The sequence below is a fragment of the Thermoanaerobacterium sp. RBIITD genome (assembly GCF_900205865.1).
Lineage (GTDB): Bacteria > Bacillota > Thermoanaerobacteria > Thermoanaerobacterales > Thermoanaerobacteraceae > Thermoanaerobacterium.
Genome location: NZ_LT906662.1, coordinates 2455785 through 2477719 on the forward strand (window position 1 = coordinate 2455785; position 21935 = coordinate 2477719).

Consider the following 21935-nt stretch of genomic DNA (forward strand, 5'->3'; position numbering starts at 1 on the left):
GGAAAAATATTTAAGCTTAAATAAAATCTTAATGGAAGTTCTATATAAATTTGCAGATACATTTACGATTTTCTTAAAATCTTTGCCGATTTGTTAAAAATCAATTTGTACTTTATATAAAGTCAAAAATTGTCGAACATATGTTTTTAATATAAAATTAAAGCACAGTGCAGCGCTGAAAGGGACCGGTCCTCACTATTTTGTGAGGTGTATTCCATGAGAAGTTATAATGAACTGTGCTTTAAGGCAAAAAATGGCGATGAAACATCAACTGAGGAGATTTTAGAAAGGTTTAATCCGCTTTTAATTTCACTTGCAAAAAGATTTCCATACGACGATTTTAATGATATGCTTCAAGACGGAAGAGAGGTTTTGTTAAGGGCAATTAAAGAATTTGATGTGAATAAGGGGAAGGAATTCATAGGTTTTGCCAATATGCGTCTTAATTATTTCTTCATTGGAAGATATAGAAAGAGAAATTTAAATTTATCATTAAATGTTAAAGCAGGTGACGATGATGAAGATGAGATAATTGACTTAATCGAAAGCAGAAATTTGTCGCCCGAGGATGAATTTTTCCAAAATAATTTAGATGAAAAATTAAAAAATGCATTCAAGAAATTAACGGAAAAACAAAAGAATATAATAGAATTATATTTTTTTGAAAATAGATCAATGGCAGACATAGCAAGAGAAATGGGGATAGGCTATCAAAGCATTGTTAAATTAAAAAATCGCGGTATAGATAGATTAAGATTTGAAATAAAAAATGATATAATAATTTAATAAACATTATGAAAGGATGATTGTAATTATGGCCGCAATAAATAAAGGAATTGATGAAGAAATTTTTAATAGTATATTAGAGGTAAATAAAAGCACCAGCTACCACAGATTAATTGATATGAACATTACAGAATTAGGGATGGGACAATCCATAATGGAAGTAAAAATTACTGATAAGCACTTAAATCCACTTGGTATAGCCCATGGTGGTGTATTATTTTCTATTATGGATACAGCTATGGGAATGGCTGCAAGGACACTTGGGAAAAACATAGTTACACTTGAGATGAATATAAATTTTATTAAACCTGTTATGAATAACGATACAATAAAGGCGATCGGAAAAGTAGTCCATACTGGTAAGTCAACGACTATTGCAGTATGTGATGCATATAATCAAGAAGGAAAATTAGCTGCGACGGCGAGGGAGACTTTCTATAATATAAAATGAATAAAGAGGCCAAAGCGGCCTCTTTTTCTATTTCAAGTTTTCTCTAAACTTATGTGGAGAAATACCTTCGATTTTTTTAAATACTTTGCAGAAGTAACTTGAATCCATGTATCCTACCTTTAGTGCGATAGAATTAATGCTTAAATCTGTTTCGGCTAGTAATTTTTTTGAAGAATTTATTCTTAATTTAGAAATATAATCAATAAAATTCATATTCATAGTCTTTTTAAAATATCTACTTAAATACTGCGGGTTTAAATGTATATATTTTGCTACATCTTCAAGTGTTATATTTCTATTATAATTTTTGTCAATGTATTTTAGTGTCTCCTTAATTAGAGAAGGTTTATCTGCCTTAATATTATCATTTATCATTATATTAAAAAGCATATCAATATGATCGAAAACAACTTCCTTTATTTGAGCTACATCTTCCAATTTACTTATTTCAATTGAAAATTTGTCACCAAGTTTTATAAGTTTATCTTCAATAAAATCATTTTCATTCGATATAAAATCTATCATCTTAATGAATAGAATAATCAAAAATTTTTTAATATCGTCGGATTTGTTATGTAAATGCTCTTCAATTATCTTATTAAGTTCAATTTTTACTGCCATTTTGTCGCCTATTTTTATTTTTTCGTATAAAGTATTGTTTTTATTGATATCGAGATATGTCTTTAGATTTTTGCTATTAATAGGAAATGCATCTTGCGTTTTAAACATAACTGCATCACTTATGCTTTTAATTAGATCTTCTGGACGAGCGGGTTTCAACAGATAATCAACAGCGCCAATTTTAACTGCTTGCTGAGCATATTGAAATTCGTCATAGGCAGTTAATATGATTGTTTTGACATTAGGATTTGTTTTTAGTATTTCTTTTGTTGCTTGAATACCGTCCATTTCCGGCATTTTTATATCCATAAGTATAACATCAGGATTAAGATTTTTTGCCTTTTCTACAGCATCAATGCCATTTTTAGCTTCTCCGATAAGTTTAAAGTTATTATTTCTTTTTAAAATAATATTTATAGCCCTTCTTTCAATGCTTTCATCATCTGCTATAAGGACTTTATACATGTTTGTCACTCCTTATAAAAGGTATTTTAATTAGTACTTTGGTACCTTTGCCAGTAATACTCTCGATTTTTAATCCACAATCATTTGTAAAAAAGTGTTTTATTCTACTGTCAACATTTTGTATGCCAAGTCCCGTTGAGCTTGAATCGACCTTTTTATTTTCTTGAAGAAGATTATTTAGGATATTTTTAGGGATTCCTGAACCGTTATCAATAATTTCTATAATTGCAAAATTATTATCCCTATAACCATTAATTTTAATAAAACCATTTTCTACTTTGCCTTCGAGCCCATGTATTATAGAATTTTCGACGAGTGGCTGTAGTGTCATAACTGGAATTTGGGCTTTTAAAATTTCGTCACTGATTTCAATAGAATATGATATTCTGTCGCCATAACGAATATTTTGGATAAATAAATATTTTTTAATATTGCCTATTTCAGTTTCAATATCAACAAGCTGGTCAATATTTTTAAGACTATATCTTAATATATCTGATAAATCATAAATAAGTTCTTCAGTTTGACTTGCATTCTCAATTAATGCCATACGAGCAATCGTATTCAATGTATTGAATAAAAAGTGTGGATTTATCTGCGATTCCAGTGCTTTTAATTCCGTATTTTTAAGTAATCTTTCTAATTCCATCCTTGCCTGCATTTCATGCATCAGATTCTGCTGCGTAAGATTTGCAAGACCGGTTTTTGCAATAAAATTAGCAAATAGATAAAGAAAATCAACGGCATCCTTTAGTTTTTGATATGCTATTGTATGAGTTCTTTTTAAACAATCATTTAATTGTTCAATAGGGAGGGACAGTTCTTTTGAAAGCTTATCAGGTTTTAAATGGTCTTTATAGTCAAATTCATCAACCATAACTTGACCACATAAAACACAACCAAGATATTGCCCATTTACTATAATTGGTGCGGCTATATCTGTTAAACCTGAATGACAATAATAAACAAATGGCTCACCAGCCCTCATTGCTTTGAATCCACCAGTTGCATCTGAGCGCATACATCTATGGAGCCCATGTGGTGATGTTCTTACCAATTTACAAAAGTCAGAGAAATTACTGGGATTAACTACAGGTTCTCCCTTAACATCGACGGTTACGACAGCAACATCCATTATTTTAGCGAATTTATCTTGTAGGTCTTGCAAAAATGGTATATCAATAAGGTCTTTTAGTTTATATTTATTCATATGTATCACCATGTCCAATATTATTATACGTTAAATATATATGCAAGGACTTTTTAATAGATATCAATTAAATACAAAAATCAGTTAATATACTACTTATATTTTATCACTTAATAAATTTTAAGTAAATATGTTATAAAACAAACTCAATAAAGTCCAAAAAAATATCAATGTTATCAATAGGCAATTAAAAATTAATGTTGAATTTATTATATAGAAAAATAAAAGGAGGTTTATGTATGGGTCAAGAAGCACTTGGAATGGTTGAAACAAAAGGCTTAGTTCCTGCAATAGAGGCAGCAGATGCGATGGTAAAAGCAGCTAATGTAGTGCTTATAGGTTACGAAAAGATTGGCCATGGCCTAGTAACTGTTATGGTACGTGGTGATGTTGGTGCTGTAAAATCTGCAACAGACGCTGGCGCAGCCGCGGCAAAAAGAGTTGGCGAAGTTGTGTCGATTCATGTAATCCCGAGACCACATTCTGATACCGAGAAGATTTTACCCAAAATATAGGTTAAGGAGGAATGTTTATGGATGATAAAGTTCTCGAAAAAGTTATGGAAGAAGTGAAAAAAAGGCTTAATCAAAATGTAACTGCTTCCGATAAAGCAGAAAATATAAAAGAAGTAGAAAAGGAGGATAATGTTATGATGCCTACAGTGGGACTAACCGAATTCGTCGGTACAGCAATTGGCGACACAGTGGGGCTTGTAATTGCCAACGTCGATTCGATGCTCCACGAAAAAATGGGCCTTGATAAAAGGTTCCGCTCAATTGGCATATTAGGTGCAAGAACAGGTGCGGGTCCCCAGATAATGGCCGCAGATGAAGGTGTCAAAGCCACAAATACGGAAATTGTATCTGTTGAACTTGCAAGAGATACAAAAGGTGGAGCGGGACATGGAAGTTTGATAATATTTGGAGCAGAGGAAGTATCTGATGCAAGAAGAGCGATCGAAGTCTCGTTGAAGGAACTCAATAGAACTTTCGGCGATGTATATACATGTGATGCAGGACATCTTGAGCTACAATATACTGCAAGAGCAAGTTACGCGATAAATAAAGCATTTGGAGCACCAGTCGGAAAAGCTTTTGGCCTTATTGTTGGAGCACCAGCGGCAATCGGTGTGTTGATGTCTGATACGGCAGTTAAGACTGCTAACGTAGAGATTGTGTCATACGCGAGTCCCGGTGCTGGAACTGCCCACTCAAATGAGGTAATAATCTCTGTTACAGGTGATTCTGGAGCTGTAAGACAGGCTGTTATAGCGGCAAGAGAAGTTGGCATGAAGGTATTAAAAGCTATGGGGCAAAATCCTGTATCGACTACACAGCCATATATATAAACGAGGTGATATAAATGAAGAGGTCGAAAAGGTTTGAAGTTCTTGAAAAGAGAGATGTGAACAAAGATGGTTTTGTCAAGGACTGGCCAGAAGTTGGCCTAATCGCAATAGGTAGTCCCAATGATCCTAAACCAAGTATAAAAATAGAAAATGGTGTAGTTGTTGAGCTCGACGGTAAGAAAAGAGAGGACTTTGACTTTATAGATCAATTTATAGCTGACCATGCAATAAATAAAGAAAATTGTGAAAAGGCAATGGCTTTAAATTCGGTTGACATAGCTAAAATGATTTGCGATGTAAATGTTCCACGAAACGAAGTTATAAAAGTAACGACATCTATAACGCCGGCAAAGTTAGTCGAAGTAGTTGATAAAATGAATGTAATAGAAATGGCAATGGGACTTCAAAAAATGAGAGCGAGAAGAACACCATCAAATCAATGCCATGTGACAAATTTAAAAGATAATCCAGTGCAGATAGCGGCTGATGCAGCAGAATCGGCAATAAGAGGCTTTGATGAAATGGAGACGACAGTCGGACTTACAAGATATGCACCATTTAATGCAATGGCTCTCCTTATTGGATCACAGACAGGCCGCGGCGGTGTATTGACACAATGCGCACTTGAAGAAGCAACCGAATTAAGACTTGGAATGAGAGGGTTTACAGCATATGCTGAAACTATATCAGTATATGGAACAGAGAGAGTTTTTATAGATGGCGATGATACGCCATGGTCAAAATCATTCCTTGCATCATCATATGCTTCAAGAGGGTTAAAAATGAGATTTACATCAGGTACAGGATCAGAAGTGCAGATGGGATATGCCGAAGGAAAATCGATGCTTTATCTTGAGGCAAGATGCATAATGATAACAAAGGGTGCCGGCGTACAAGGGCTTCAGAATGGTTCCATAAGTTGCATAGGTGTACCAGGTGCCGTATCTGGTGGCTTAAGAGCAGTAATAGCAGAAAATTTAATAACAGAGCTACTCGACCTTGAAGTAGCATCTGGTAATGATCAGACATTTACACATTCACCAATAAGAAAAACTGCAAGAACTCTTCTATATATATTGGCCGGAACTGATTTTATATTTTCAGGTTATAGTGCTGTTCCCAACTATGATAACATGTTTGCTGGGTCAAATTTTGATGCAGAAGATTATGATGATTATTTAATATTGCAAAGAGATTTTAAGGCAGATGGCGGGTTAAGGCCTGTTACAGAACAGGATGTTATTGCTATGAGGCATAAAGCGGCTAAAGCATTACAAGCGGTATTTAAAGAACTTGGACTCCCTCCTATAACGGATACTGAGGTTGATGCTGCAACATACGCACATGGCAGTGAAGACATGCCATTAAGAAACCAAGCAGAGGATATGAGAGCTGCTCAGGATTTACTAAAGCGTGGAATAACTGGCCTTGATATTGTAAAAGCCCTTGCAAAAAACGGCTTTAATGATGTCGCGGATAGAGTTCTCAATATGTTAAAGCAAAGAGTCGCTGGTGATTATCTGCATACATCTTCAATTTTTGATAGTAATTTTAATGTTATAAGTGCGGTTAACGATGTTAATGATTATACAGGACCTGGTACAGGATATAGGGTTGAAGGTAAGAGATGGGAAGAAATAAAAAATATTAATCAAGCAAAAGGCCCAGAAGACCTTGTATAAAAGGGGGTTTTAAAATGGATGTTAATGATGCTTTAATAAGACAGATAACAGAAGAAGTCCTGAAAAGGATTAATAACCGCGATATCAAAACTGTTGTTGCTCCAAGCAAACCTGATCATTCAGGAAAGCTTAAGCTTATAGAATTAGGTGAAGCCCAAAAAGGTATAAATAGCGACGAAGTAGTTATAGCAATAGGGCCGGCATTTGGAGAATACCAAACAAAAACAATAGTTGGAATACCACATGAAGATGTATTGAGAGAAGTATTAGCAGGGATTGAGGAAGAAGGCATAAAGTCAAGGGTAATAAGAGTTCTACGTACATCTGATGTTGGATTTATGGCACATGATGCGGCTTCTTTGAGTGGTTCGGGCATAGGCATAGGCATACAGTCTAAAGGAACAACCGTCATTCATCAAAAAGATTTAGCACCACTTGATAACCTTGAATTATTTCCACAAGCTCCATTAATCGATAGGCAGACATATAGAGCAATAGGCAAAAATGCCGCGAAATATGCAAAAGGTGAATCACCATCACCTGTCCCGGTTAAAAATGATCAAATGGCGAGACCAAGATATCAGGCTATTGCTGCTGTGCTTCATATAAAAGAGACAGAACATGTTGTCCCTAATGCTAAGCCTATTGAACTACAAGTTGAATTTAAGTAAGGGGGATTTATGATGCAGGATGAGATGTTGGAAAAGATAATTCGCGATGTGCTAAAGACCATGGGTGAAAAAACTGATAACAAAAAGGAAGAAAATTGCAATAACATCTGTAAAGTGACATATAAGGATTATCCACTCGCACAAAAACGTAAAGATTTAGTAAAAACGTCCACTGGTAAAGGACTTGACGATATAACGTTAGATTCAGTTTTAAATGATAAGGTAACACCTGATGATATTAGAATAACAAGTGATACATTACTATATCAGGCTCAAGTCGCTGAGTCTGTTGGAAGACACCAATTTGCAAGGAATTTAAGAAGAGCTGCGGAGCTTACAAAAGTTCCTGATGACAGGGTGCTTGAAATATATAATGCTTTAAGACCGAGAAGGTCAACTAAAGATGAACTTTTGTCAATTGCTAACGAGCTTGATGAAAAATATGGTGCGAAGATGAATGCTGACCTTATAAGAGAAGCTGCAGATGTTTATGAAAGAAGGGGCATTTTAAAAGCTTGACAGAGGTGATAATAATTGAATCTGATTGCTGGAATCGATATAGGAAATTCGACAACAGAAGTCGCCATAGCAGATATTGAAAGTAAAAAATTTATATCAAGCGGTATAACAAAGACAACAGGCATAAAAGGAACTGTTGACAATGTCCCTGGCATATTAATAGCACTTGACAATGCAGCTTCGAATGCCGGCATTAACCTAAAAGACATTAAGATGATAAGGATTAATGAGGCAACACCTGTAATCGGTGATGTAGCTATGGAAACAATAACAGAAACCATAATAACAGAATCTACTATGATTGGCCATAATCCTACTACACCAGGTGGAGTTGGGCTTGGAATTGGTACAACGGTTTATATAGATGAACTCCAGAATTTGCACGCTGGTGATAATGTAATATGTATAGTTCCGCCAAACATGGATTTTGAAGAAGCTGCAAATAGAATAAATAGTGCGTTAGATAATAATGTCAATGTTAATGGGGCAATTGTTAAAAAGGATGACGCAGTTCTCATTTGTAATAGACTTAAAAAGAAAATACCTATAGTTGATGAAGTTGAATTGATAGATAAAGTCCCATTAAATATGAAAGCAGCTGTCGAAGTTGCAAATCCGGGTGAAACACTAAAAGTTCTTTCAAATCCATATGGAATTGCAACGGTATTTGAATTAACCCCCGAAGAAACAAAACACATTATACCTGTTGCAAGGGCACTTATAGGTAATCGCTCAGCCGTTGTTATAAGAACTCCTCAAGGTGAAGTCAAAGAGAGAGTAATTCCAGCAGGTAAATTAATATTATTCGGGAAAAGCAAAATAGAAGTGGAAATTGGCAGTGGTTCAAAAAAGATAATGGAGAGAGTTGATGAAGTTAAACCATTAATAGATGTATCAGGAGAACCGGGGACTAATGTCGGTGGTATGCTTGAAAGAGTAAAGCAAGTTATGTCGAAATTGACGAAGCAGCCGATAAGTGATATGCATATACAGGATATCCTTGCAGTTGATACATTTATACCACAAAAGGTCAAAGGAGGCATTGCTGGGGAGTTTTCCTTAGAGAATGCAGTTGGCCTCGCTGCAATGGTTAGAACAAATAAATTACCAATGCAACAAATAGCTAAAAAATTAGAAGACGAAACAGGAATAAAAGTTAGTATTGCCGGTGTCGAAGCGAATATGGCAGTACTCGGGGCACTTACTACCCCTGGAACAAGTAGACCCCTTGCCATACTTGATATGGGAGGTGGTTCAACTGATGCAGCATATATTGATAAAAGTGGTAAAATAAGGTCAATTCACCACGCGGGTGCTGGTGATATGGTAACAATGCTTATTAAATCTGAGTTAGGACTTGATAGTTTTGATATTGCAGAAAACATCAAAAAATATCCACTTGCAAAAGTAGAAAGTCTATTTAACATCAGATTGGAAGATGGAACAGTTCAATTTTTTGAAAATCCTTTAGACTCTTCACTTTTTGCAAGAGTAGCTGTTATAACCGAGAATGGCCTTGAGCCAATACCGACAAAGTATAGCATGGAAAAAATAAAAGTTGTCAGAAGAGATGCTAAAAAGAAAGTTTTTGTATCAAATGCTATAAGGGCACTTAAAGATATTTCGACGACAGGCGATATAAGGGGCACGGAATTCGTAGTTTTGGTAGGTGGTTCTGCATTAGATTTTGAAATTCCTGATATGATATCTGATGCGCTTTCTAAATATGGAATAGTATGCGGAAGAGGCAATATTAGAGCAAAAGAAGGACCAAGGAATGCTGTAGCTACAGGGCTTGTACTATCATACTTATATGGAAGTGAAAACAATGGGTAATGAAATACCATCAATAGTTATTTCAACAAATGGTTGTAATGATAGAATCTTAAGGGAAATAAAAGCTGGGATAGAAGAAGAAGGTATACCTTATAAAGTATATGTCGATAGTAAGGAATTTTATAAAACTCCGTATAATACAGCACTAATCTCAAAATTTGGGATAGGAGCAAATGCTAATAAAAATAATTTAACATTGTATTATTCAAAAATGCCTGATAAAAAGCCTGTTTTTGATATCAGTATTGGTGATAGCGATTATCAGGTTGCGAGAAATTTTGGAACAAATGCTGCAAGATTATATAAAGGATTACCCTTTAAATTACTTCAAAAAACTAAAAATGATACAGCAGATAAAAAGAAAGATAACACTGATATTTTAGAGAATATTGTTAAAGAAATTGTTGAAAAATATATATCCAGCAGATAAGGCTGGAGGTGATTCTGTGATAACAAAAGCATTAGGATTAATTGAGACTATAGGACTTGCCGCCGCTATAGAGGCATGTGATACAGCATTAAAATCAGCAGACATCACACTTATTGGATATGAGCTTTCAAAAGGTGGTGGCATGGTAACTGTTAAGATACAAGGTGATGTTGGTGCTGTTAAAGCTGCAGTTGAAGCTGCAAAGATAGCTGCTTCAAAGGTTAACAAGGTATACACAAGTGTTGTAATACCGAGGCCAATTGAAGGTATAAAAGATATGGTTGTATCAGCCGAAACTGTTGGAGTAGCAAAACAACAATATGATGTTGATAATTCTGATAATAATCTGAATTCAACAGACAATGTAATCAAAATTAGTAAATTAAAGGAAATAAAGGCCAATAAAGATGGAAATAAAACTAATAAAGCCGAAGAAGCTGAGGAAGAGAAAGACGAAGAAGATGAAGTTGAAGAAATAGGAGAAGTTATGATTGAAATAGAAAATAAAGATGAGACAAAATTAGACGAAATTGCAAATACAAAGGATGTATGCAATTTATGCAAAGATCCGCTTTGCCCGAGAAGAAAAGGGCAGCCGAGAAATTTATGCATACATTACAAAAAATAATAGGAGGTAATTTATATGACTGGTGAAGCACTTGGTATGGTTGAGACAAGGGGACTTGTTCCCGCTATAGAGGCTGCAGATGCTATGGTAAAAGCAGCTAATGTTGTACTAATTGGATATGAAAAAATAGGCTCTGGATTAGTTACTGTTATGGTAAGAGGCGATGTAGGTGCTGTAAAAGCAGCTACAGATGCAGGTGCAAATGCAGCAAAGAGAGTAGGAGAAGTTGTATCTATACATGTTATTCCTAGGCCACATACAGACACAGAAAAGATACTGCCAAAGCTTAATGTTGAAAAAACTGAATAATAACTTTTGGCTCCACATATTGTGGGGCCATATAAAAATACTTCATGGAGTGATGTAAATGGAGGAAAATTTATCGGAAGTAATTGCTAAAGAAATATTAAAAACAATATCGATAAAAGATCGAAGCTATTCTATACCAATAGGCATATCAAACCGGCATATTCATCTGACACAGGATGACCTTGAAGTATTATATGGTAAAGGGTATGCTCTAACAGTGAAAAACAAAGTCAATCAACCAGGACAATTTGCGGCTAATGAAACTGTTACAATAGCGGGGCCAAAAGGTTCTTTGTCAAATGTCAGAGTTTTAGGCCCTGTGAGAAAATATAGTCAGATAGAGATATCAAGAACAGATTCTTATATACTTGGCATAAAACCACCTGTAAGGGATTCTGGAGACCTTAAAGATTCTGAGACACTTGCAGTAATTGGACCAAAAGGTTCTTTAATTTTTAAAAATAAAGTGATATGTGCGAAGCGACATATTCACATGCTAAAAGAAGATGCGGAAAGATATGGTGTAAAAAATGGAGATTTTGTTGATGTGGAAACACAAGGTGAAAAAGGGATCATATTCAAAAATGTATTAATACGGGTAAATGATAAAAACAAACTTGAAATGCATATCGATACAGACGAAGCGAATTGCTGCGAAATAAAAAATGGCGATATGGTCAGAATTGTAAAGATATATAAATATAATGAGGAATGATAAAATGGATATCGAAAAGTTAATTGATGAAGTATATGCTGAAGTAGTAAGACGTATTGGACGGAAAGTTTTATTATTTTTTAGTGGTACACCTCTCAATATTGACTCTATTTTATCTGACCTTAAAAAAGCTAAGAAATATAATATATGCTACAAATCTGTTTTATCAGATGCAGCAAAGAAAGTCATAGGAATTGATAAAATATTAAGCATTAGCGATGTTTTAGAAGAAAAGGATGATATTACGACATCTATAAAAGAGGCGGACTTTATTTTAGTAGCATCTCTGACAAGAAATACACTTGCAAAGGTAGCCCTTGGCATACAGGACACTAAAGTTACACTTGGCTTAGCCGAAGCCTTTATGTTTAATAAAAAAATCATAATTGTTAAAGATGGAGCAGATTTTAAAAACCAATTTAGGATATCAAAGGGAATGACAAAAAATGAGGCATATAATAGAATGCTTTTAAATTATTTTAAGATACTTGAAAGCTTTGGAGCTACTCTCGTTAATTCCAGTGATCTATTTGATGTTATAAAAGGTATATTTGATTTGAATTTTCAAAAGAGAAGTTATAAAAATGACATTTGCGATGATACAAAATTGAATTCTAATGTAGTAACACTCCAAGATTTACTTAATATTGGCAAATCGAAGACAATTTATATAAAAAAGAATGCATTAGTAACACCTCTCGCGAATGATTACATAATGGACAACAAAATAAGGCTTATAAGGGAGGAATAAAAATGTTACTTGGAAGGATCGTAGGGAATGTTGTATCAACAAGAAAAGATGATAAGTTGGTTGGATATAAATTACTTATTGTACAACAGATTGATTTTAAATGTAATCCAATAAGATATCCGATGGTCGCGGTAGATACAGTTGGTGCAGGTGTTGGAGAATATGTCCTTTTATCGACAGGCAGTAGTGCACGATATTCATCAGGAGAGAAAAAAGAATCCCCAGTTGACTTATCTATAGTAGGAATTATAGACAATATTGAATATGATAGAAATTTGGACAAAGAAATGGGGGATTCAAATGAAAATTTATACAAAGACAGGGGATAGTGGAGAAACATCTTTACTCGGAAATATTAGGGTACCTAAATGTGATATGCGAGTCGAAGCATATGGCACGATTGATGAGGCAAATTCTTATTTGGGACTTGTAAGATACAGCATTATAGATAAAGACCTAAAAAATATTATAATAAACATACAGAAGAAACTGTTTGATGTTGCAGCTGAACTTGCTTCTATAGATAGAGAGAGGTTTCCAGAGAAGATAAGAGAAGAAGACGTCCTCGAGCTTGAAAAAATTATCGATGAATACTCAAATAAAATTCCTAAGCAACAAGGTTTTGTAATACCAGGAAACAGTAAAAGTGCTTATTTTGACGTTGCAAGGACAATTATACGTAGAGCTGAAAGATGTATAATTTCACTCAACTTCAAAGAAAGAGTAAATCCACACCTCATTAAATATATAAATAGATTATCAGATTTAATATATATTTTAGCCAGGTTTGTTGATTATAGCGAAATATATGAAAAGGTGAAAAAAGTGGTAGGTTTATCACCAATTAAAAAGATGAATCTTGAGTTAGCAAGGAAAATAGCTGAAAGTGCCGAATATATGGCAGAAAAAATAGGTATACCGGTAGTAATCACTATTGTTGATGATGGAGGAAATCTTGTACTACAGGAAAGAATGGACGGAGCACTTCTATTAAGTATTAATATATCGAAAGGAAAGGCATATACAGCGGTTGCGCTAAAAATGAATACGGAAGATTTAAAAGATATGACGGGGCCGAATGGTGAGCTTTTAGGCATAAACACAGTTGACAAAAAAGTTGTTACATTTGGAGGTGGAATAGCTTTAAAAATTGGAAATGATGTTATAGGTGGTTTAGGTGTAAGTGGAGGAACTGTTGAACAAGATATGAAAATAGCCAAAGCGGGTTTCGAAAAATTTAAGGAGGTAATGTACAATGGAGATTAAGGATGATATGATATCTGAAGTTATAGAACGTGTTCTTAAGGAGATACAAGAAAAAAGTATAAACGATAAGTATCAAAATGGCATATATGACCGAATGGAAGATGCAATTGAAGCGGCATATGAAGCACAAAAAGAACTTATGAAAATGTCAATAGAGCAAAGGGAAAGGCTTATATCGGAAATGAGGAAAGCAATACTTGATAATGCAAAAAACTGTGCTAAGTTAGCAGTTGAGGAAACAGGAATGGGCAGAGTAGATCACAAATATCTAAAATTAAAGTTAGTTGCAGAAAAGACTCCCGGTACTGAAGTGCTTACAACAAAAGCTTATTCCGGTGATAAAGGCTTGACACTCGTAGAGATGGCTCCTTTCGGAGTAATTGGCAGCATAACACCATCGACTAATCCGGCAGAGACAGTTTGCTGCAATAGCATTGGAATGATAGCTGCGGGGAATTCAGTTGTATTTAGCCCACATCCAGGTGCAGTTAAATCATCTTTAATGGCTGTTGAATTTTTAAATAAGGCAATAATAGAAGCTGGGGGACCCGAAAATTTAATAACATCTGTAAGAAAACCATCACTTGACGCTACAAATGTTATGATAAAACATCCTAAAATAAGTCTCTTAGTTGCAACTGGCGGACCTGGTGTCGTAAAAACAGTATTATCTTCAGGGAAAAAAGCTATAGGTGCTGGCGCGGGTAATCCACCTTGCGTTGTTGATGAGACAGCTGATATAAAAAAGGCTGCAAGGGATATAATTCTTGGTTGTACTTTTGACAACAACTTACCGTGCATTGCAGAAAAAGAGGTAATAGCTGTTGAACCAATATATGAAGACTTAATTAATAATATGAAAAAAAATGGTGCATATGAATTAACAGATAATGAGGCAGAAAAGCTTGTTAATATAGTGTTAACTAAAAAAGAAGAGTTAAAAGCAGAAGGTTGTTCAATAAAAAGATCTAAATTTGAATATGCTGTAAATAAAAAATGGGTTGGAAAAGATGCTAAAGTTTTACTTGAACAAATAGGTGTTAATGTGGGTGATGATATAGTTTGTATAATTTATCGCTGTAATAAAGAACATCCTTTTGTACAGGAAGAACTAATGATGCCGATACTGCCAATTGTCAAAGTAAAAAATATAGATGAGGCAATAAATGTAGCTGTAGAAGTAGAACATGGAAATCACCATACGGCAGAAATGCATTCAAAGAATATTGATAATTTGACACGTTTTGCAAGAGCAATAAATACTACGATATTTGTAAAAAATGCACCTTCATATGCTGGAATAGGATTCGGTGGTGAAGGATTTACAACATTTACAATAGCTGGTCCGACAGGTGAAGGTTTAACATGTGCAGCAACATTTACCAGACAGAGAAGATGTGTAATGGTTGATTCATTTAGAATTGTATAATATGGTCTTATGATAAATAAGAGGGTGAAAAAATGTCACAAGGCAATTTGTTTACTATGCCTTTTATAACTTTAATCGGAAAAGATTGTCTTCTTAATTTAGGAAATAAGATATCGAAAATATCTGGTAAAAAGGCTTTGATTGTTACAGATAAGTTTATGATAAAAGCAGGATTTACAGAAAAAATACAAAAGATCTTAGGTGAGTATAGTATAAAAAGCACTATATTTGATGGAGTTATTCCAAATCCTAATGTAAGTGCAATAAAAAATGCAGTAAAATGTTTCATTAACAATGAATGCGATACATTAATATCACTGGGGGGAGGGAGTGCACACGACACTGCTAAAGGTGTTAAATTAGTTCTTTTAAAAAACAATGAATTATGTGAAGATAAAAATATTAAACTTGTATGTGTTAATACAACAGCAGGAACGGGTAGTGAAGTCACAAGATTTTGTGTTATTACTGATGAATTAGAACACCGAAAGATTACAATAGTAGATGAAAAAGTGATCCCAGATATTGCAGTTGATGATCCTCTTTTGATGATAGGATTACCACCAAAATTGACGGCAGAAACAGGTATGGATGCTTTGACACATGCTATAGAGGCATATACATCTGTAGACCATTATGTTTTAAGTGATATATCTGCATTAAAGGCAATATCCTTGGTCTTTGACAATCTTTATGAATGCTACTCGAATGGGAAAAATATAGATGCGAGGGAGCAAATGGTATATGCGGAATATTTAGCAGGTGTAGCTTTTAGCAATGTAGGAGTTGGCCTTGTACATGCCATGTCACATCAACTAAGTGGTCTTTATAATTTACCGCACGGCCTTTGCAATGCTGTTTTACTGCCCTTTGTTATGGAATATAATCTTGATGTCAATTGTAGAAGATATGCGGATATCATGAGAAGCCTAAAAAAGAATATATATGATATTTCAGATAGCACGGCCGCAGATAACTTGATATGTGATGTCATAGAGTTAAATAGAAAATTAGAAATCCCATCAAATATTAAAGACTTAAAAGTAAATGAAAGTGATTTTGAATTATTATCTGATATGGCACTTATTGACAATACTTTAAAGACGAATGCAAAAAAGCCAAGTAAAAAGGATATAATTGAAATATATCGAAAAGCCTATTATGGTATTCACAAATATTAAATTATTCTTAAAAAAGAACTCGACTAATGAGTTCTATTTTTATATTATAATATGGTATAATCTTATTTAAGAGGTAGCTATGATATGTTTTGTGATAAAATCTACAATACACATATAAAGATTATTTAGAATGGTATATTGATGATAGATATGAATTTATAGTCAGATATTTATGCTGAAAAAATAACTAGCTATTTTTTAAGCGATCTATTATCTAAATATATTAGAAGGAGGCGTAATTAAATGAATTTTGATAGTTTTTTGTACAATACAAGGCCATTTTTGAATTACTTATTTGATTTTTATGGCAATCTCGATGAAATGAAACTAAGTTCGCTTATAAAGGATGCCGGTGGTGTCGATAATGTATCACTACTTGTTGTTGACATGGTAAATGGATTTTGCAAAAGTGGTGCACTATCAAGTCCAAGAGTTGGGGGTATAATTGAACCAATTAAGAATTTAATTAATGCATCATACAGAATGGGCATAAAAAATGTATTTTTTATAAATGACACTCATACGGCAAATGCTATGGAATTTGCTGATTATCCTAAACATTGCGTTGAAGGTACAGAAGAAAGCAGTATTGTTGAAGAATTAAGAGAGATAATAAAAGGGGAACCGATAATATATGAAAAAAATTCATTAAATGTATTTTTTGGTGGCGAATTAGAAGGTGGAAATTCCTTTTTGAAAAAAATAATTGGCATGCTCAAAGAAGGAAAGTCGACATTTATTGTCGTTGGTGATTGCACAGATTTGTGCGTATATGAAACAGCTATTTCATTAAAGATGTTAGCAAATGCAAATGATTTAAAAATTAGTATTTTCGTACCCGAAAATTGTGTAGAGACATATGATATTAGTGTCAAGACAGCTGAAAGGCTTAAAATTATTCCACATGACGGTGATTTGACACATACTATGTTTCTATATCATATGAAGCTTAATGGGATAAATATAGTAAAAGAATTATTAGAAGAGTAATATAATAAACTGGAAATTAATTATGTAATTTAAAGGAAGGAATGCAATCAGATGGATTTTGATGAACTTGCGGAAATTATTAGAACAAGACGCTCAATAAGAAAGTGGCAAGATAAAGAAGTGCCAGATGAAATATTAAGAAAATGTATTGATATTGCTACATATGCACCAAGTGGTGGAAACCATCAGATGTGGAAGTTTTATGTTATTAAAAATAGAGAATTGATTACAAAAATTGCTGATAGTGTTCAGGAAAAGACGGATATGATGGCTGAATGGCCGGAAGCTGATGAATATGTAGAATCTATTGAAAGATGGAAAAAAAACTCATCATTTTTTAGATATGCTCCCGTTTTGATTGCCTCTGCTGTTGGCAAATATTCTTCAGCGGCAGATAAAATATTAAGGGCGAGAAAGGACAAGGATATTGAAGCAAATAAAATGTTTGAAGCGAGAGAATTATGTGCTTCAAGGATACAATCTATATCAGCTGCTATTTCATATCTTTTATTAGGTTTGCATACAAACGGCATAGGCAGCGTATGGATGACAGGACCTGTTCAAGCGAAATCAGATATAGAAATGTTAATCAATTTACCAGATGACCTTGACTTTATAGCACTTATCGCTGCGGGATACCCAGATTATGAGCCAAGGCCTAAAAAAATGAGACCGCTTGAAGAAGTTCTTGAATTCATTAAATAGTATTTGCTAAATGTAATTACTTGCACCAAGATATAAAGTCTTTCTATAAATTATAGAAAGACTTTTTTAGTAACCAAATTATTGTCTAAAAAAGTAATTAATTGATAATATTGATAGTAAATTTAAGATATCAAAATATTATGACATATTTTTATTCATAACCGGCATGATTACTATATGCTATATGAAGCCGGTTTATGAATTTACTTATTATCACCATAACGTGGCGATGGAATAATATTTGGATTTACAGTTTGTATCATATTTTACAAAGTATTAACACAATTTTAATATTATTTAACATTATCTTAAAACTAATTTAACAAATAACTATTAAAATAAACTTAGCGACATAAAAATGGGAACGTTCCTAAATAGAAGTAGGTGACTAAAATATCAACAATAATTGATATTGCAAGATTATCAGGTGTTTCTAAATCTACTGTATCTAGAGTACTATTGGGTGGGAGTTGCAAAGCTGCTACAAAACAAAAAATTTTAGAAGCAGCCAAAAAGTTAAATTACCAGCCAAATAGGTTAGCAAGAGCTATGATAACAAAAAAGACAGGTATAATAGGCGTTGTTATTTACAGAAAAAATAAACCTTTTTTATCGCATCCTTTTTATGGTGAAATAATTGAGTCAATTGCTAAAGAAGCTAAAATGGAAGGCTATAGTATGATAATGATGGCTGATGATGAAATAAACAATATGTCCTTAAATCATTTGATTCAATATAGGGTTGACGGATTCATTCTGATAGGTTATATAACTCTGGAACTGATAAATATTATAAAAAAAACAGAAGTACCGTATGTGCTAATAAATAACTCAACCAACGTAGAGGATGCAACAAACGTAATAAATGATGATTATAATGGTGCATATGATGCTGCAATACATTTGATACAAAAAGGATATATAAATATAGCTTATTTATCAGGCCCTATTGAACACATGAGTTACAAGAGGCGATTGGATGGTTTTCAGGCAGCATTACATGAAAATGGATTAAGAATTAACCAGCATAATTTATACATTAGTGATTCTACAGCTGAATGTGGGATTGATGGAGCTATGAAAATACTCCAATCGAAAAATATGCCAGATGCTATTTTTGCCAGCAATGATATGATGGCAATCGGTGCTTTACAAGTATTTAATTCCGCAGGATTAAAAATTCCAAATGATATCGCTGTTATGGGTTTTGACGACATTTATATGTCCCAATATACAGTACCATCATTATCAACGGTTCATGTAGATAAAATAAAAATTGGTTCTATAGCAATGAAAAAGCTTTATACAATGATGAATGATTGTAATTATATTGATGAATGCACTGTTATACCTGCTAAAATAGTTATTAGAAATTCCACATAAATTTCTTATTGCGGTGTTTAAGTTAAATTGAAAGATTTATAAATTAAAATAAATAATGGAGCTTACAAAAGATGGAGAAAAAGAAAATATACATTACGGCTCATGCTGGATGCATGAATACAAAAAGAGACAGTTTGGAATCAATAGTTGCTGGAATAAATGCTGGTGCAAATATAGTCGAAGTAGACATAAGATTTATAAATAATTGTATACCCATATTGAGTCATAATAAGTTAAAATTGATTCAAGTGTCATAAGAAGCATTTTTTTAAGCTGCTAATGATAACTTTGCTTGATTTTTACCTGATTTTGTAAGAATAAATTTGATTTTGATATTTTTATACAAAGTTGCAGCCATCTCCGCTGCCATTTTCAGTATTTTTTTTGCATTTATGGCTCCTATTTTGAATGAAAACCAGATTTTTGAGCGCACTAATCCCCTTACAGGTATCACATCTACATAATATTTGCGCCTTAGTATTGATGGAATACCCTCCACTCCATTTCTTATCTTTTGAAGTACACTGTATTCTTCTGTTGACATCTTTTTCAAATAGCTTGCTCTTTGTATTGTTTTTGCTGTTATCAGTACATATGCCGATTTCTTTTGTAGCTTCGCTCCACATTTTTCTCTTAGTGGACAATGTTCACATGTTTTTTTATTGAAGGATGCTCTATATAATCCTGTTTTTTCATAGTATCTTGTTTTGTATGGTTTTTCTCCTCTTGGGCATTTGATTATTTCATGGGTCGTTTCATCTAATTCAAATTCGCTTTGTATTTCATCTGGCAATTTCCCTATAAGAGCTGTTGTTATTAGTTCGATATTGTTTTTATCTGCAAGTTCTATGTTTTCAATGCTGCTGTAAGCTCCATCTGCTATTATTGTTATTTCTTTTTCTTGTTTCCCTAGCTTTTCTATTGTTTCTTTGCAAAAGCTGCTATCGCTGTGTGTGTTTACATCATAGTCATAGCTGGTTATTATGGAGCCTTTTTCGTCTATTGTTTCTACTATGTTAGCTACATAGCCTTTATGGTCTTTTCCTGCTTTTTTGCGATATGTTGCATCTGGGTCGCTTGGGTTTTGAAGACTATCAGGGCTTATTTTTTCTTTTTCTACTGGTACTATCTTGCCTTCTTCTGTTATTTCTGTTTGTTCTTTTAGTACACGCTGTAATAGCTGATATTCTGGTAATTCAGCGTATGCTTCTCCTAATTCTTTTATTAGTGTATAGGCATCTTCAATTATTTCTTGAAGTCTTTTTGTTATTTCTTCGTTTTTTCTATGATAGATTGTTTTGTTTCTGTCGTCTTCATCTAGGTAGTGTTCCATGTTTTTGAGGTGTTGATATTCTCCTGTTTTGTATACTGCCTTGACCATATTTGCTACGCATGTGTATAGTATTTCTAATCTGGACATTTTTTTGCAACTGGATGATACCATAATGCTGTCCATTCTTTTTACTGATGGATTTATATTAAAGTATTTTACAAATACGTTTGCCATGGCTTCCATTTCTTCATGAAGAAGGTCTCTTCCTGTTTCTAGATTGTAAAGATATAGCCTTTCACGAAAACGGCTAAAAGTCCTATCACTGAAAGGTTGACTTTTGAAGCTTGTAGTGTGAAGGGCGTATTGGAAACGGACATCACATAGGATGCTTGCTAATAGTTCGTCATCTGTGAGATTAAACATTTCTTTTAGTATTAGGGCTCCAATTATTGCGTTTACAGGACTGTTTGGACGAGAAGCGGGATTGTCACTGTACAATACGGAAAAGCGTTTCTCATTGATTGCTGGAAATATGATTTCAGCAAAGCCTTTTGCCCATGAATTTAAAACAAACGTTTTTGTTCTTTCATCCAAGTTTAAGAATCTATCATCAATTGTGATTTGTTGATATTCGTTTGGTTTGAATGCCATGGCTATGTATCGCTCCTTCTATTTCCTTTTGTTTGTATTTCTATTTTACCATATTTTTAGTTTATCATGAAGGAAAAATACTTTTGACACCTTAATCAAAATTTAAAATAAGAAAACATATCATAAGGCTTGAAGAAGTGCTTAAAATTGTAAAAGAGTTTAATAATATAAAAATTAACCTTGATATAAAAGAAATTGAAGGCATTATATATTTGAAAGAGCTTTTATATAAGACTGGAATGAATAATAGAGTGTTTTTAACCGGGATTTCATATGATTTAGTTGGACAAGTCCTTGAAAAACACATTGATATTCCATACTTTTTAAATATTGATCTTAACTTATTTAATAGAACTAACAAGGATTACATTATTGAACAAATAAAAATGATAAACAATTTGGATGTACTTGGTATTAATATTGACTATCATCTTGTTACTCCTAAGCTGGTTGAATACATACATAATGTAAATAAAAAACTGTCTGTGTGGACCGTTGATAACATTAATGATATCTTTAGAATGATAGAATATGGTGTTGATAATATTACTACAAATAAGGTTGATTTGGTTGCTAAGATTTTAAAAGAAGAGAATCTATATTTGGATTCTAATAGCACTCAGGAGTGATATTGA

The 21935-nt window shown here is 33.5% G+C and carries 25 protein-coding genes; 22 read left to right on the forward strand and 3 right to left on the reverse strand.

All coding sequences use genetic code 11. The features are described from left to right. Positions 1–216 precede the first annotated feature (216 nt). Positions 217–786 carry a sigma-70 family RNA polymerase sigma factor gene (locus CPG45_RS11730; RefSeq protein WP_096232120.1) on the forward strand — a complete coding sequence of 190 codons (570 nt, stop codon included), beginning with the start codon at positions 217–219 and terminating at the stop codon, positions 784–786. Between the two features lie 28 nt (positions 787–814). Further along, on the forward strand, positions 815–1237 hold the full coding sequence (locus CPG45_RS11735) for a PaaI family thioesterase (RefSeq protein ID WP_096232121.1): 423 nt from the start codon (positions 815–817) through the stop codon (positions 1235–1237). Between the two features lie 27 nt (positions 1238–1264). On the opposite strand, the gene CPG45_RS11740 is transcribed toward CPG45_RS11735, so the two are convergent. Both CPG45_RS11740 and CPG45_RS11745 read right to left on the reverse strand, forming a co-directional pair. Next, positions 1265–2323, reverse strand: coding sequence for a response regulator transcription factor (locus CPG45_RS11740; RefSeq protein ID WP_096232122.1), 1059 nt, complete (start codon positions 2321–2323; stop codon positions 1265–1267). Then, positions 2316–3533 (reverse strand): sensor histidine kinase, encoded by a 1218-nt coding sequence (locus CPG45_RS11745; RefSeq protein WP_096232123.1) that lies wholly within the window; start codon positions 3531–3533, stop codon positions 2316–2318. The genes CPG45_RS11740 and CPG45_RS11745 overlap by 8 nt, the downstream gene beginning before the upstream one ends. A gap of 239 nt (positions 3534–3772) precedes the next feature. On the opposite strand from CPG45_RS11745, the gene pduA (CPG45_RS11750) reads away from it, so the two are divergent. From pduA (CPG45_RS11750) to CPG45_RS11840, 19 genes are all read left to right on the forward strand, one after another. Beyond that, a complete protein-coding gene (gene pduA / locus CPG45_RS11750) occupies positions 3773–4048 on the forward strand; it encodes a propanediol utilization microcompartment protein PduA (RefSeq protein WP_096232124.1) in 276 nt (91 codons plus the stop codon). Between the two features lie 17 nt (positions 4049–4065). Further along, positions 4066–4881, forward strand: a complete 816-nt coding sequence (gene pduB / locus CPG45_RS11755; protein WP_096232125.1) for a propanediol utilization microcompartment protein PduB — start codon at positions 4066–4068, stop codon at positions 4879–4881. A 14-nt stretch (positions 4882–4895) separates the two neighbouring features. Continuing rightward, positions 4896–6563, forward strand: a complete 1668-nt coding sequence (locus tag CPG45_RS11760; protein WP_096232126.1) for a propanediol/glycerol family dehydratase large subunit — start codon at positions 4896–4898, stop codon at positions 6561–6563. A 14-nt stretch (positions 6564–6577) separates the two neighbouring features. Next, the gene (locus tag CPG45_RS11765; RefSeq protein WP_096232127.1) at positions 6578–7234 is read left to right on the forward strand and encodes a propanediol/glycerol family dehydratase medium subunit; all 657 of its coding nucleotides are present in this window, start codon (positions 6578–6580) and stop codon (positions 7232–7234) included. A 12-nt stretch (positions 7235–7246) separates the two neighbouring features. Beyond that, positions 7247–7753 (forward strand): diol dehydratase small subunit, encoded by a 507-nt coding sequence (locus CPG45_RS11770; protein WP_172856556.1) that lies wholly within the window; start codon positions 7247–7249, stop codon positions 7751–7753. A 15-nt stretch (positions 7754–7768) separates the two neighbouring features. Continuing rightward, on the forward strand, positions 7769–9589 hold the full coding sequence (locus CPG45_RS11775; protein ID WP_096232129.1) for a diol dehydratase reactivase subunit alpha: 1821 nt from the start codon (positions 7769–7771) through the stop codon (positions 9587–9589). Beyond that, on the forward strand, positions 9582–10019 hold the full coding sequence (locus tag CPG45_RS11780) for a glycerol dehydratase reactivase beta/small subunit family protein (RefSeq protein ID WP_157732390.1): 438 nt from the start codon (positions 9582–9584) through the stop codon (positions 10017–10019). The genes CPG45_RS11775 and CPG45_RS11780 overlap by 8 nt, the downstream gene beginning before the upstream one ends. Before the next feature lie 16 nt (positions 10020–10035). Further along, positions 10036–10647: a BMC domain-containing protein gene (locus tag CPG45_RS18030; RefSeq protein WP_157732391.1), complete on the forward strand. Its 612-nt coding sequence runs from the start codon at positions 10036–10038 to the stop codon at positions 10645–10647. Positions 10648–10662: 15 nt separating this feature from the next. Beyond that, the gene (gene pduA / locus CPG45_RS11790) at positions 10663–10956 is read left to right on the forward strand and encodes a propanediol utilization microcompartment protein PduA (RefSeq protein ID WP_096232131.1); all 294 of its coding nucleotides are present in this window, start codon (positions 10663–10665) and stop codon (positions 10954–10956) included. Positions 10957–11014: 58 nt separating this feature from the next. Beyond that, entirely contained in the window at positions 11015–11671 is a 657-nt protein-coding gene (gene pduL, locus CPG45_RS11795) for a phosphate propanoyltransferase (RefSeq protein WP_096232132.1), read from the forward strand. Positions 11672–11675: 4 nt separating this feature from the next. Next, positions 11676–12422: a flavoprotein gene (locus CPG45_RS11800; protein ID WP_157732392.1), complete on the forward strand. Its 747-nt coding sequence runs from the start codon at positions 11676–11678 to the stop codon at positions 12420–12422. A 2-nt stretch (positions 12423–12424) separates the two neighbouring features. After that, positions 12425–12751: a EutN/CcmL family microcompartment protein gene (locus tag CPG45_RS11805; protein WP_096232134.1), complete on the forward strand. Its 327-nt coding sequence runs from the start codon at positions 12425–12427 to the stop codon at positions 12749–12751. Beyond that, positions 12723–13688 (forward strand): cob(I)yrinic acid a,c-diamide adenosyltransferase, encoded by a 966-nt coding sequence (locus CPG45_RS11810; RefSeq protein ID WP_096232135.1) that lies wholly within the window; start codon positions 12723–12725, stop codon positions 13686–13688. The genes CPG45_RS11805 and CPG45_RS11810 overlap by 29 nt, the downstream gene beginning before the upstream one ends. Further along, positions 13678–15117, forward strand: a complete 1440-nt coding sequence (locus tag CPG45_RS11815) for an aldehyde dehydrogenase family protein (RefSeq protein WP_096232136.1) — start codon at positions 13678–13680, stop codon at positions 15115–15117. The genes CPG45_RS11810 and CPG45_RS11815 overlap by 11 nt, the downstream gene beginning before the upstream one ends. A gap of 32 nt (positions 15118–15149) precedes the next feature. Beyond that, positions 15150–16298 carry an iron-containing alcohol dehydrogenase gene (locus CPG45_RS11820; RefSeq protein ID WP_096232137.1) on the forward strand — a complete coding sequence of 383 codons (1149 nt, stop codon included), beginning with the start codon at positions 15150–15152 and terminating at the stop codon, positions 16296–16298. A 243-nt stretch (positions 16299–16541) separates the two neighbouring features. Continuing rightward, complete coding sequence (locus CPG45_RS11825; protein ID WP_096232138.1) at positions 16542–17288, forward strand: cysteine hydrolase family protein; 747 nt, start codon at positions 16542–16544, stop codon at positions 17286–17288. A 51-nt stretch (positions 17289–17339) separates the two neighbouring features. Then, the gene (locus CPG45_RS11830; protein ID WP_096232139.1) at positions 17340–17993 is read left to right on the forward strand and encodes a nitroreductase family protein; all 654 of its coding nucleotides are present in this window, start codon (positions 17340–17342) and stop codon (positions 17991–17993) included. A gap of 384 nt (positions 17994–18377) precedes the next feature. Beyond that, positions 18378–19376, forward strand: coding sequence for a LacI family DNA-binding transcriptional regulator (locus CPG45_RS11835; protein WP_096232140.1), 999 nt, complete (start codon positions 18378–18380; stop codon positions 19374–19376). Between the two features lie 71 nt (positions 19377–19447). Continuing rightward, complete coding sequence (locus CPG45_RS11840; protein ID WP_096232141.1) at positions 19448–19633, forward strand: hypothetical protein; 186 nt, start codon at positions 19448–19450, stop codon at positions 19631–19633. Positions 19634–19644: 11 nt separating this feature from the next. On the opposite strand, the gene CPG45_RS11845 is transcribed toward CPG45_RS11840, so the two are convergent. After that, positions 19645–21300: a transposase gene (locus tag CPG45_RS11845; RefSeq protein WP_096231385.1), complete on the reverse strand. Its 1656-nt coding sequence runs from the start codon at positions 21298–21300 to the stop codon at positions 19645–19647. Positions 21301–21437: 137 nt separating this feature from the next. On the opposite strand from CPG45_RS11845, the gene CPG45_RS11850 reads away from it, so the two are divergent. Then, on the forward strand, positions 21438–21929 hold the full coding sequence (locus CPG45_RS11850) for a glycerophosphodiester phosphodiesterase (protein WP_096232142.1): 492 nt from the start codon (positions 21438–21440) through the stop codon (positions 21927–21929). Positions 21930–21935 lie beyond the last annotated feature (6 nt).